Here is a 12,042-nt window from a genome sequence, read left to right as displayed (position 1 = left end):
CTGGCATCGCGCAACGGATGGGGAGGCAGGAACGACGGTGGCGGAACGTAGCACGGCTGCCGTCGACGTGGCCGACAACAGCGGTGATGAACCGCTGACCGCCAAGGCGGACGAGGCCACGACCGACGGGACGACAGAAGCCCAGGACACGGAGGGCGTAAGCCCCCAGGACGCGGACGGTGAGCGAAGCAGCTCTGAAGCCGCCGCAGCGACCCCGGACCTGCACAGCGGTCACAAACTGGCGAGACGCTACCGGCTGGAGGAGTGCGTCACCCGTCTGGACGGATTCAGCAGCTGGCGTGCTGTCGACGAGAAACTGCGCCGCGCAGTGGGTGTACATCTGCTCCCTGCGGACCATCCACGAGCCCGTTCCGTGCTGGCCGCGGCCCGGTCCTCCGCGCTGCTCGGGGACCCGCGTTTCGTGCAGGTCCTCGACGCGGTCGAGGAGGACGACCTCGTCTATGTCGTCCACGAATGGCTCCCCGATGCCACCGAGCTCACGGCTCTGCTGGCCGCCGGTCCGATGGACGCTCACGATGCCTACCAGCTGGTCAGCCAGGTATCCCAGGCCATGGCGGCCGCGCACCGCGAGGGCCTCGCGCATCTGAGGCTCACACCGGGCGCGGTGCTGCGGAGCTCGACCGGCCAGTACCGGATCCGCGGCCTCGCCGTGAACGCCGCCTTGCGCGGCATCACCGCCGACGGGCCGCAGCGCGCCGACACCGAGGCAATCGGCGCCCTGCTCTATGCCGCATTGACGCAGCGCTGGCCCTACGAGATCGATGCCTACGGTCTCACCGGGCTCCCCAAGGGTGTGGGGCTGATCGCGCCCGACCAGGTGCGGGCGGGAGTCCACCGCGGCCTCTCCGAACTCGCCATGCGCGCCCTCGTCAACGACGGGGCCACCGCCTCCCGGCAGGAGCAGCCGTGCACCACACCGGACGAGCTGGCCAAGGCGGTCGCGGCGATGCCCCGCATCCGGCCGCCGGAGCCCACCTTCACGGCTCCGCCGGAATACCAGCGCACGACCTATCAGCAGGGCAGCTACGGGCGTCCGCCCGCCGGCCCCGGTGTCCCCGTGACACAGCCTGTGCTGTCCACACCGCCGGCCCCGCTCGAGAGTCGCACCGGCAAGGCGCTCAAGTGGGCCGTGTCAGCCCTCCTCATCGCGGCCCTGGGCCTCGGCAGCTGGCAGCTCGCGGAGACGCTCCTCGACCGCGGCAAGGAGAAGGACGACCCCGGAACTACACAGACGGATCCGGAGAACGGTGACAAGGCTTCTCCCGCCCCCACCAAGCCGCTGCGGCTCAGCGGTGCGACAGAGTTCATGCCCAGCGGGTCGGGAATCAAGCAGCAGGACGCACCGAACGCCGTCGACGGCAAGTCCGACACCGCCTGGATCACCCCCAGGTACGACGGCTACCCGAATTTCGGGAACCTCGCGCCCCGCAGAGACGGCAGCGGCATAGTCGTTGACCTGGGCAGTGTCCAGAACGTCAGAGGCATCAAGGTCCAGCTGTACCGCAGCGGTCAGAAGACCGAAGTGCTCGCAGCTGCCGAGGATGCCTCCGCCCCGTCGTCGCTTTCGGATTTCCCGCAGCGCCTCACCAAGCTGACCAAGGCAGGAAGCAGCCTGGAGGAGACGTTCACCAAGCCCGTACGCACCCGCTACGTGCTGATCCATGTCACCGAACTCCCACCGGACGGGTCGGCAGGTTCCTTCCGTGGCGGAATCTCGGAGATCTCCGTACTCGGCTGACCGGTCAGGCCGGCAGGGACCTCTTCCCTGCCGGCCTGCTGCATGTCCGGCTGCTGGTGACCACAGCCCTCGCTGAACTGATCTTCCTCATCTCTATGCCGCAGGGCATATGAATCGTGATAGACAGACGGCCCCGACGCACAGAGGGAGGGAGGGGAGGTGGCCTCCGAGCCGTCAGAGCCACTCAGCGACTCAGACCTCCTCGCTCGCCATGTAGCCGGTGAACCGGATGCTTTCGGTGAGCTCGTCCGACGCCACCGAGACCGCCTGTGGGCCGTGGCACTACGGACCCTGGGGGACCGCGAGGAAGCGGCCGATGCGGTCCAGGACGCCCTGGTCTCCGCCTTCCGGGCCGCCCACACCTTCCGCGGTCAGTCGGCCGTCACCACCTGGCTGCACCGCATCACTGTCAACGCATGCCTCGACCGGGTGCGTAAAGCCGCTACACGCAAGACCTCACCGGTCGACGACACCGAGCGGCTCGAGCAGCTTCTCGAGCCTCACGAATCCGCCGAGGCGCCGGCCGAACGCCAGGATCTGCACCGTGAACTTCTGGCAGCGCTCGGCACCCTTCCCGCCGAACAGCGCGCCGCGCTTGTCCTCGTGGACATGCAGGGCTACCCCGTCGCCGAGGCCGCCCGCATCCTCGACGTGCCGACCGGCACGGTGAAGAGCCGCTGCGCGCGGGGCCGGGCCCGGCTCGCTCCGCTGCTCGTCCATCTGCGCAGCGACGGCAGAGAGACCGATGATCTCAGCCCCGGAAGGAACCGGACGCAGAGAGCATCCGTCCCACCCGCGTCGGAGCCGAGCGACACAGGAACCAGTGATCCTGCCGGAGTGAAGGGCGGAGGTGGACACGCATGACATCAACGGCCGACACGACCCAGCACCCGGACGTCTCGGAGATCGCCGATCTCACCGAAGGACTGCTGTCTCCGTCCCGCACGACGGAAGTACGCCGTCACGTCGACGAGTGCGGCATCTGCGCAGAGGTCCTGGTCTCTCTCGAAGAGATCCGTGGGCTTCTTGGCGCCCTGCCTGCTCCTGAGCGCATGCCCGATGACATCGCAGACCGCATCGATGCCGCACTGGCCGCCGAACCACTTCGTGCCTCGGACGACGCGGCAGATGTTTCACGTGAAACAGCCGCTCTCGTGGAACACGCTCAGGAAGCCGGAGATCAAGAGACAGAGGGCCAGGAGACAGGGGGCCGGGAGATACAGCCGACCCTCGCGGACCGTCCTACGGGGCACCCGCGGGCCACAACCGGCCCCGGTCGCCGACCCGCACGACGACGCCGCCGCATCGTTCTCGGCACAGCCCTCGGTGCAGCCATGGTCGGCCTGAGCGTCCTGATGCTGCAGACGGTCCAGAATGCCACGGACTCCGCAGGGGCCAGCAAGGCCGCGGACAGCGGCGTGAGCGCCCCCGGAGACGGGGTGAACACGTTCTCGGGTTCTCCGCTCAGCCAACGCGTGGAAGCGCTTCTGAACAGCACCGGCATGCCCGCCTCAGGGGAATCGGACGAGAAGCGAGCGCCGTCCGTCGAGATGCAGTCGACGCCCGATTCCGAGTCCCCCGCGCCCCCCTCGCCCAAGACGCCGCTGCGCACGCCCGCCGTGACAGTCCCTACCTGCATCCAGCAGGGCATCGGACGAAGGACTCCCGCTCTCGCGATCGAGGAAGGCGCCTACGAGGGAACTCACGCCTACCTCGTAGTCCTGCCGCACCAGACCGACGCGACGCTCGTCCAGGCCTATGTCATGGACGCCGGCTGTGTCGACACAGACCCCACGGGCAAGGGCAAGCTACTCCTGACCCACAGCTACGCCCGCCCCTGAGAAGCGTGCCGAGCGCCGCTCCGGCACGTCGGGAATGCATCCCCCGTAGGATCCGTTGGGTGGGGTGTGAGTCGTTGAACCGACCCCATTAGGCGTGGACAGTAGGCAGTCTGCAGAGACGAGGAAGAAACCCGTGAGCGACGTCCGTAATGTGATCATCATCGGCTCCGGCCCTGCGGGCTACACCGCGGCCCTCTATACCGCGCGTGCGTCGCTGAAGCCCCTGGTGTTCGAGGGCGCCGTGACCGCTGGTGGCGCTCTGATGAACACCACCGACGTGGAGAACTTCCCGGGCTTCCAGGACGGGATCATGGGCCCCGAGCTCATGGACAACATGCGCGCCCAAGCGGAGCGGTTCGGCGCCGAGCTCATCCCGGACGATGTCGTTGCCGTCGATCTGGCCGGTGACATCAAGACCGTCACCGACACGGCAGGCACGGTTCACCGCGCCAAGGCCGTCATCGTCACCACCGGCTCTCAGCACCGAAAGCTCGGCCTGCCGAACGAGGACGCCCTCTCCGGACGTGGCGTCTCCTGGTGCGCGACCTGCGACGGCTTCTTCTTCAAGGACCAGGACATCGCCGTGGTCGGCGGTGGCGACACGGCCATGGAGGAGGCAACGTTCCTCTCCCGCTTCGCCAAGTCGGTCACGATCGTCCACCGCCGCGACTCGCTGCGGGCCTCCAAGGCCATGCAGGAGCGGGCCTTCGCCGACCCGAAGATCAAGTTCGCCTGGGACAGCGAGGTTGCCGGTGTCCACGGCGAGCAGAAGCTCTCCGGTCTGACGCTGCGCAACACAAAGACCGGCGAGACGTCCGAGCTCCCGGTCACCGGCCTTTTCATCGCTGTCGGCCACGACCCGCGTACGGAGCTCTTCAAGGGGCAGCTCGACCTCGATGACGAGGGCTACCTCAAGGTCAGTGCTCCTTCGACGCGCACCAACCTGACCGGTGTCTTCGGCGCCGGCGACGTCGTAGACCACACCTACCGGCAGGCCATTACCGCTGCCGGTACCGGCTGCTCCGCCGCCCTCGACGCCGAGCGCTTCCTTTCTGCGCTCGCCGACGAGGAGAAGGCCGCCGCGGCCGCCGTCTGATCCACGCCTCTCACCCCACACCCCGCAAAGTTAAGGAGGCCGCCGTGGCCGGCGCCCTGAAGAACGTGACTGACGACTCCTTTGACGAGGACGTCCTGAAGAGCGAGAAGCCCGTCCTGGTGGACTTCTGGGCCGCATGGTGCGGTCCGTGCCGCCAGATCGCCCCGTCGCTGGAGGCAATCGCAGCCGAGCACGGCGACAAGATCGAAATCGTCAAGCTCAACATCGACGAGAACCCGGCCACCGCTGCCAAGTACGGCGTGATGTCCATCCCGACGCTGAACGTGTACCAGGGCGGCGAGGTCGCCAAGACCATCGTCGGCGCCAAGCCGAAGGCCGCCATCCTCCGCGACCTCGAAGGCTTTATCGCCGAGTAGCACCGCGGTCCGCTGTTTCACGTGAAACGGGTCCATCCCCAAGGGATGGACCCGTTTCACGTTCTCGTAGGGTCTCCGATCACAGCGGCCGCAGCGCCGGTTCCTTCTGTACGGCACCGAGCAGCCGATCCAGTGCCAGTTCGACGTCTTCCTTCCATGAGAGCGTCGTGCGCAACTCCAGTCGCAGCCGTGGATGCACCGGATGCGGACGTACGGTCTTGAAGCCCACCGCCAGCAGATGGTCCGCCGGGAGCACGCACGCCGGCTCCTTCCACCGGGCATCGCCGAACGCTTCGATCGCCTTGAATCCCCGTCGCAGCAGGTCCTTGGCGACGGTCTGCACCATGACCCGCCCCAGCCCCTGCCCCTGGTAGCCGGGCGTGATCCAAGCAGTCATCAACTGCACGGCATCGGGGGAGACCGGGCTTGTGGGAAAGGCGGTCGAGCGCGGCACATACGCCGGTGGCGCATAGAGAACGAAGCCGACCGGGATGTCATCCACATAGACGACACGGCCGCAGGATCCCCATTCCAGAAGGACTGCGGAGATCCAGGCTTCCTTCTCCAGCTCCGGGGTACCTGCCTTTATCGCAGCTTCCCCACTGACCGGATCAAGCTCCCAGAAGACACACGAGCGGCACCGCTTGGGGAGATCGGGAAGGTTATCCAGTGTGAGCGGTACGAGCCGCCGTCCCATGAAGGCTGTTCCTCGCTTCCTTCGCCCGCCGCATCGCGTGCGGCGGCCAATGCGCTCCGTTCACGGAGCAGGCCGCCGACAAATCCTCCGACAGCCCCCAGGCCCAGCCCCACTGTCACCAGTTGGCTGCGGCTCACTGATCGCATGGCCCTCCCTCCGCCGAGGTGGATCAAGCTGATGTGCCATACCAGAACGAATCGTATCCACCCGGAGATGAAGTCGATACCGTGAGAAAGCAAAGGGCGGGCTGTATTCCGGCATGATCCGGAATGCAGCCCGCCCCGACGTTCCGCCGACGTCAGCTCTCGCTGTCCTCGGCAGTCTCGTCGGCGAGACCCCGCTCCAGCACGCGGCCCTCGCCCGGCGCCAGGCTGCCGAGAATGCGGTCCAGATCTTCCATCGAGGCGAACTCGACGACGATCTTTCCCTTCTTCTGTCCGAGGTCGACCTTCACCCGGGTCTCGAAACGGTCAGAGAGCCGGGATGCAAGGTCGGAGAGTGCGGGCGACAGTCGGCCGCCGGCCCGCGGCCCCTTGGACTTGGGAGCGCTGCTGGGGCGGGAGCTCATCAGCGTCACGATCTCCTCGACCGCTCGCACTGAGAGCCCCTCGGCCACGATGCGATGGGCCAGCCGGTCCTGCTCCTCGGAGTCATCCACGGACAGCAACGCCCTCGCGTGGCCGGCGGACAGCACTCCGGCAGCGACCCTGCGCTGCACCGGCGGAGACAGCCGCAGCAGCCGCAGCGTGTTGGACACCTGCGGACGGGAGCGCCCGATCCGGTCGGCCAGCTGGTCATGCGTGCACTTGAAGTCCTTGAGCAGCTGGTCGTACGCGGCCGCCTCCTCCAGCGGGTTCAGTTGAGCCCGGTGCAGGTTCTCCAGGAGCGCGTCCAGAAGCAGCTTCTCATCGTCCGTGGCCCGGACAATGGCAGGGATCCGCTCCAGACCGGCCTCGCGGCAGGCCCTCCAGCGCCGCTCGCCCATGATGAGCTCGTAGCGTTCGGGGCCCAGCTTCCGCACGACTACGGGCTGGAGCAGGCCGACCTCCCTGATGGAGGTGACCAGCTCCGCGAGCGCGTCCTCGTCGAACACCTCACGCGGCTGACGGGGGTTCGGGGTGATGGATCCGATAGGGACCTCGGCGAAGTACGCCCCAGCGGCACCCGTCGGCTCCGCGGACGACTCGGACTCCGCGGGTGCACTCGGCTCCGGCACCACGGGAGCAGCCGTGAGTGTGGTCACCTTCGCGGCGGCCACGCCTCGCTCGGTGGTCATCACCGGGATCACGCCCGACGAGTCCGAACCCGCTCCGGTAGCCGGCACCTGACGTTCCTGCGGGGCAGCGGGAATCAGTGCACCGAGCCCACGCCCCAACCCTCTACGACGCTCACTCACTGGATCCCCTCCGAAATGTTCTGCTGGCTGTTCTGGCTGCCCGTCTGGGCATGCTGAGCCTCGTAATGCACCCCGACCCCCCGAAAGGCGATCTCACGAGCGGCTTCAAGATACGACAGGGACCCACTCGAACCCGGGTCGTAGGTCAAGACAGTCTGCCCGTAGCTCGGTGCCTCCGAGATCCGCACGGACCGAGGAATGCTTGTACGCAGCACCTCCTTACCGAAGTGGCTGCGCACCTCCTCCGCCACCTGGGAAGCGAGCCTGGTCCTGCCGTCGTACATGGTGAGCAGGATCGTCGACACATGCAGATCGGGGTTGAGGTGCCCCCGAACGAGGTCGACGTTCCTCAGCAGCTGCCCCAGTCCCTCCAGCGCGTAGTACTCGCACTGGATAGGAATCAGCACCTCGGCGCCGGCGACCAGGGCATTGACCGTCAGCAGACCGAGCGAAGGCGGGCAGTCGATGAGGATGTAGTCCAACGGCTGCTCATACGCCTGAATCGCCCGCTGCAGTCGACTCTCCCGCGCCACCAGCGACACCAGCTCGATCTCCGCACCGGCGAGATCGATGGTGGCGGGGGCGCAGAAGAGGCCTTCGACGTCCGGGACGGGCTGAACCACGTCGGAGAGCGGCTTGCTCTCGACCAGGACGTCATAGATGGAGGGGACTTCGGCATGGTGATCAATGCCCAGCGCCGTGGAGGCGTTGCCCTGCGGGTCGAGGTCGACCACGAGAACGCGTGCTCCGTGAAGGGCCAGCGAGGCGGCAAGGTTGACCGTCGTAGTGGTCTTACCCACTCCGCCCTTCTGGTTGGCCACCACCATGACGCGCGTCTGGTCAGGACGAGGCAGCCCCTCGCCGGCACGGCCGAGGGCCTCGACGGCCAGCTGGGCCGCACGACCGATGGGTGTGTCATCCATCGGCGGCGGTGTTTCACGTGAAACACCGTCCCCCGCCGATTCGGTTCGGGGACCGGGGACCGGATCGGTCATCGGTCCCGCGATGTTGGCGTCGGACCGCACGGATTCACTCTCCTCGACTTCAGGCTCGCAATGAGCAGAGCCTGCCATGCTTTCGGGGTCGCGAACCAGCGAGGCCCACTCTTCTGTGGATGAATCCACTTCTGTGGACAACCCCGTAGCCCTATCGGGCTTGCGATGCCGCGGCGCGGCAGCCGCACGACCGCGACTGATGATTCCATGCAGCAGAGAGCGACGTTTCACGTGAAACACGATGCCCCTGCAGCGTAGCTACAGGGGCACGACACTCCGCGTGCGGTACATATGGCCGCTTGCGCGGAGCATCACTGGTAAACGGCGCGAACCGCATGTAACGGGCCATGTCGCTCCGTTACGGCACGGCCTCAGCGACGCCGTCGCGTACGGCTGACCCTGGCAGCCTTCGCCCTCTTTGCGGCGAACCTCACACCGCCCGGGCTCTCACCGACCACCACTCGCACCACAGTGGACATCGGTTCGACCACGCCCTCGCCGACATGCAGCACCTCGGTGTCCACCACTCCGAGCTTGCTCAAGGCCGCACGCGCTCCGCTGATCTCCTCCTCGGCGGTATCGCCCTTGAGCGCGAGCATCTCTCCGTACGGACGCAGCAGTGGCACGCCCCAGCCCGCCAGCCGATCGAGGGGCGCCACGGCGCGAGCGGTCACGACATGGACCGGCTGCAGCGTCCCCAGGACCTCCTCCGCGCGGCCGCGGACGACCGTCACGTGGTCCAGCCCCAGCAGCTCGACCACTTCCTGGAGGAAATTCGTCCGCCGAAGCAGCGGTTCCAGCAGCGTGATCTTCAGATCCGGACGTACCAGCGCCAACGGAATACCCGGGAGACCGGCACCGGAACCCACATCGCAGACCGTGACCCCCTCGGGCACGACCTCGGAGAGCACCGCACAGTTCAGCAGGTGCCGCTCCCACAGCCGCGGCACCTCACGAGGGCCGATCAGCCCTCGCTTGACCCCGGCATCGGCAAGCAGTTCCGCGTACCGGACAGCCTCCGGGAAGAACTCACCGAAAACCGCCCGCGCCCCTTCGGGCGCCTGGGGAAGTTCTACCTCCGCCGTCACGGGAACCGTCCTTCCGTACCGCATTACCGCACTGTGGGTGGCTGACTATCAGGCTGACAAAGATCGGCCCCGCCTGCGAACAGACGGGGCCGACAGAACAGGGGTCCGGTCAGGCCGGGAGAACGACGACGAAGCGCTGCGGCTCCTCGCCCTCCGACTCACTGCGCAGACCTGCGGCCGCAACCGCATCGTGCACAACCTTGCGCTCGAACGGCGTCATCGGGTCCAGCTTGACCGGCTCACCGGTCTTCTTGACCTCGTCCGCGGCCTTGGCACCCAGCTCCGCGAGGACCGCGCGCTTCTTGGCCCGGAAACCCGCGATGTCCAGCATCAGCCGACTGCGGTCACCGGTCTCCCGGTGCACGGCCAGACGCGTCAGCTCCTGGAGTGCCTCCAGCACCTCACCGTCGCGGCCCACGAGCTTCTGCAGTTCACGTGCCGAGTCGCTGATGATCGAGACCGCGGCCCGGTCCGCCTCGACATCCATGTCGATGTCACCGTCGAGGTCGGCGATGTCGAGCAGACCCTCGAGGTAGTCGGCTGCGATCTCCCCTTCCTGCTCGAGGCGGGTCAAGGTGTCGCTGCCCTCAGCGGCCGTGGAGGTGGTGCCTTCCGTCACGGATGGACTCCTTCTTACTTCTTGGACGGGTGCTTGGGCCGCTGCGGACCCTTGCGCTGTCCGGACTTGGCTTGGCGTGAGGAGCCGGACGCGGGCTTGCCGCCCGCCGGCTTGGGCTTGTCGTCCTGCGGTGCGTCCTGCTTCTCCAGCGAGGTCTTGGGCTCCGACTCGGTGGAATCGGCCTCCTTCACCCCGCCCGGCTGGGTGGCACCGCTCTGACGCTTCGCCTTGGTCTGGCGCTTGGGCTGCTGACGCTTCTGCGCGGCTCCGCCCTCGGCCTCGGCCACAGCGGTGTCGCTCTTGGTCACCGTGCCGTCCGCCTGGGCGGCGAGGCCCAGCTTGGCCAGCCCGGTGATGAACTTCCGCTCGATGTCGTTGCGGTCCGCACCCTTGGCAACGATCCGCTTGACGGTGTTGCGCTTCGTCCTGCCCCGCACCTCACCGTGAGCGGTGACACTCTTCAGCAGACGTCCCAGGTAGTGGTCCTGCGCCTTGCTGCCCGGGGTCGGGTTCTGGTTGATCACGTACATCTGCTGACCCATGGTCCAGACGTTGGTGGTCAGCCAGTAGACGAGGACGCCGACGGGGAAGTTGATGCCCATGACGGCGAAGATCAGGGGGAAGACGTACATGAGCATCTTCTGCTGCTGCATGTACGGCGTCTTGACCGTCAGGTCGACGTTCTTCGTCATCAGCTGGCGCTGGGTGAAGAACTGCGAAGCCGACATCATCACGATCATGACCGCGGTGACGACGCGGACGTCGGTCAGCGAGGCACCGAGCGCCTCGACCTTGTCCGCGCTGTCCATGAACTTGGCAGCGAGCGGTGCACCGAAGATGTGCGCCTGACGAGCGCTGTCGAGCAGCGGCTGGTCGATGACACCGATCGTCTTGCCCGAGGCGATGGCCGACAGCACGTGATACAGGGCGAAGAAGAACGGCGACTGCGCCAGGATGGGAAGGCACGAGGAGAGCGGGTTGGTACCCGTCTCCTTGTACAGCTTCATCATCTCTTCGGACTGACGCTGCTTGTCGCTCTTGTAGCGCTCCTGGATCGCCTTCATCTTCGGCTGGAGCACCTGCATGTTCCGGGTCGACTTGATCTGCTTAACAAAAAGCGGGATCAGACAGATCCGGATCAGCACCACCAGGGACACGATGGACAGGCCCCAGGCCCAACCCGTGTCATCGCCGAAGATCGCTCCGTACAGCTTGTGGAACTGGACGATGACCCACGAAACGGGGTAGGTGATAAAGCTGAACAGACTGGCAATCGTGTCCACTAATCAGGCTCCTTGAGCTTTGGGCGAGGTCTCTGAGGCCGGGCCAGGGGGTTCGGAGACCGTCCCCCCAGGAGGCACATCAGCGGCGGAGTCCCCGCCCTTGCTGCCACGTATTGCGTTACGCAGCAGTTCGTGCCAACGCGGGCGTTTGCGTGGCGGAACGTGATCCACGCCGCCGGGTGACCACGGATTGCATCGCAGGATGCGCCATGCGGTCAGCGCCGTTCCCTTGATCGCTCCGTGCCGGTCGATCGCCGTATATCCATAGTGGGAACACGACGGGTAGTAACGGCAGACAGGCCCGAGTAGTGGGCTGATCGTCCACTGATACAGCTTGATAAGAGCCAGCAGCGGGTACTTCATCGCGCGCCCCCTCCCAGCAGCCGCTGAAGGGCGGCATCCAGGTCTCGGGCCAGCTGTTCATGGTCGGCGTCGCCCGATCCGGGCAGCGCTCGTACGACAACCAGGCTACCGGGGGGCAGCAGGGTCAGTCGTTCGCGGACCAGATGGCGAAGCTTGCGCTTCACCGCTGTGCGGACGACCGCTCCACCCACGGCTTTGCTGACAACGAAACCCGCACGCGGCGGGGGAGCACTCTCCCCAGTCACGTGCGGGTCCGTTGCACCGCTGCGTAGATGGACGACGAGTAGCGGGCGGCCGGCCCGGCGTCCTCGGCGTACTGCGGTCGCGAAGTCCTCGCGCCGCCTCAGCCGATTCTCGGTAGGCAGCACGTCATGACCTGTACGCGATCAGGCGGACAGGTTGGCGCGACCCTTGCCACGGCGGGACGCGAGAATCGCGCGGCCGGCACGGGTGCGCATACGCAGCCGGAAGCCGTGGGTCTTCGCGCGACGACGGTTGTTCGGCTGGAAGGTGCGCTTGCTCACTCGG

Annotated in this window: 14 protein-coding genes; 5 read left to right on the top strand and 9 right to left on the bottom strand. The window is 66.8% G+C overall.

What is annotated here, in order from left to right:
* Nucleotides 1-37 precede the first annotated feature (37 nt).
* The 5 genes from OG963_RS23390 to trxA all read left to right on the top strand — a co-directional run bounded on the left by OG963_RS23390 (nt 38) and on the right by trxA (nt 5,073).
* Entirely contained in the window at nt 38-1,759 is a 1,722-nt protein-coding gene (locus OG963_RS23390; RefSeq protein ID WP_093930983.1) for a protein kinase family protein, read from the top strand.
* 159 nt (nt 1,760-1,918) lie between these two features.
* Entirely contained in the window at nt 1,919-2,623 is a 705-nt protein-coding gene (gene sigM / locus OG963_RS23385) for an RNA polymerase sigma factor SigM (RefSeq protein ID WP_319325344.1), read from the top strand.
* Nucleotides 2,620-3,600, top strand: a complete 981-nt coding sequence (locus tag OG963_RS23380; RefSeq protein ID WP_093773842.1) for an anti-sigma factor — start codon at nt 2,620-2,622, stop codon at nt 3,598-3,600. The genes sigM and OG963_RS23380 overlap by 4 nt, the downstream gene beginning before the upstream one ends.
* 133 nt (nt 3,601-3,733) lie before the next feature.
* On the top strand, nt 3,734-4,696 hold the full coding sequence (gene trxB / locus OG963_RS23375; RefSeq protein ID WP_030930510.1) for a thioredoxin-disulfide reductase: 963 nt from the start codon (nt 3,734-3,736) through the stop codon (nt 4,694-4,696).
* Between the two features lie 44 nt (nt 4,697-4,740).
* Nucleotides 4,741-5,073, top strand: a complete 333-nt coding sequence (gene trxA, locus OG963_RS23370; RefSeq protein ID WP_030930508.1) for a thioredoxin — start codon at nt 4,741-4,743, stop codon at nt 5,071-5,073.
* 79 nt (nt 5,074-5,152) lie between these two features.
* On the opposite strand, the gene OG963_RS23365 is transcribed toward trxA, so the two are convergent.
* The 9 genes from OG963_RS23365 to rpmH form a co-directional block, all read right to left on the bottom strand.
* Nucleotides 5,153-5,770, bottom strand: coding sequence for a GNAT family N-acetyltransferase (locus OG963_RS23365; protein ID WP_030930506.1), 618 nt, complete (start codon nt 5,768-5,770; stop codon nt 5,153-5,155).
* Nucleotides 5,771-6,068: 298 nt separating this feature from the next.
* The gene (locus OG963_RS23360; RefSeq protein WP_093773838.1) at nt 6,069-7,166 is read right to left on the bottom strand and encodes a ParB/RepB/Spo0J family partition protein; all 1,098 of its coding nucleotides are present in this window, start codon (nt 7,164-7,166) and stop codon (nt 6,069-6,071) included.
* Nucleotides 7,163-8,239 (bottom strand): ParA family protein, encoded by a 1,077-nt coding sequence (locus tag OG963_RS23355; RefSeq protein ID WP_078852786.1) that lies wholly within the window; start codon nt 8,237-8,239, stop codon nt 7,163-7,165. The genes OG963_RS23360 and OG963_RS23355 overlap by 4 nt, the downstream gene beginning before the upstream one ends.
* Before the next feature lie 293 nt (nt 8,240-8,532).
* Nucleotides 8,533-9,249, bottom strand: coding sequence for a 16S rRNA (guanine(527)-N(7))-methyltransferase RsmG (gene rsmG / locus OG963_RS23350; RefSeq protein WP_030973746.1), 717 nt, complete (start codon nt 9,247-9,249; stop codon nt 8,533-8,535).
* A gap of 109 nt (nt 9,250-9,358) precedes the next feature.
* A complete protein-coding gene (locus tag OG963_RS23345) occupies nt 9,359-9,868 on the bottom strand; it encodes a R3H domain-containing nucleic acid-binding protein (protein WP_030930494.1) in 510 nt (169 codons plus the stop codon).
* A 14-nt stretch (nt 9,869-9,882) separates the two neighbouring features.
* Entirely contained in the window at nt 9,883-11,151 is a 1,269-nt protein-coding gene (gene yidC, locus OG963_RS23340; protein WP_371799408.1) for a membrane protein insertase YidC, read from the bottom strand.
* Between the two features lie 3 nt (nt 11,152-11,154).
* Entirely contained in the window at nt 11,155-11,514 is a 360-nt protein-coding gene (yidD, locus tag OG963_RS23335) for a membrane protein insertion efficiency factor YidD (RefSeq protein ID WP_078879115.1), read from the bottom strand.
* Nucleotides 11,511-11,882, bottom strand: a complete 372-nt coding sequence (gene rnpA, locus OG963_RS23330) for a ribonuclease P protein component (RefSeq protein WP_093773834.1) — start codon at nt 11,880-11,882, stop codon at nt 11,511-11,513. Before rnpA ends, yidD begins: the two co-directional genes overlap by 4 nt.
* Nucleotides 11,883-11,900: 18 nt before the next feature.
* Complete coding sequence (gene rpmH / locus OG963_RS23325) at nt 11,901-12,038, bottom strand: 50S ribosomal protein L34 (protein WP_030930485.1); 138 nt, start codon at nt 12,036-12,038, stop codon at nt 11,901-11,903.
* Nucleotides 12,039-12,042: the final 4 nt, after the last annotated feature.

It is taken from the genome of Streptomyces sp. NBC_01707, assembly GCF_041438805.1.
Taxonomy (GTDB): Bacteria; Actinomycetota; Actinomycetes; order Streptomycetales; family Streptomycetaceae; genus Streptomyces.
Note: the sequence above shows the minus strand (reverse complement) of the source record. Positions and strands in the feature narration are given on the sequence as shown.

Bases quoted from the DNA above. Each gene is read 5' to 3' on its own strand.
- OG963_RS23365 (WP_030930506.1), bottom strand. From the start codon at position 5,770: ATGGGACGGCGGCTCGTACCGCTCACACTGGATAACCTTCCCGATCTC.
- OG963_RS23380 (WP_093773842.1), top strand. From the start codon at position 2,620: ATGACATCAACGGCCGACACGACCCAGCACCCGGACGTCTCGGAGATC.
- OG963_RS23355 (WP_078852786.1), bottom strand. From the start codon at position 8,239: ATGGCAGGCTCTGCTCATTGCGAGCCTGAAGTCGAGGAGAGTGAATCC.
- yidD (WP_078879115.1), bottom strand. From the start codon at position 11,514: ATGAAGTACCCGCTGCTGGCTCTTATCAAGCTGTATCAGTGGACGATC.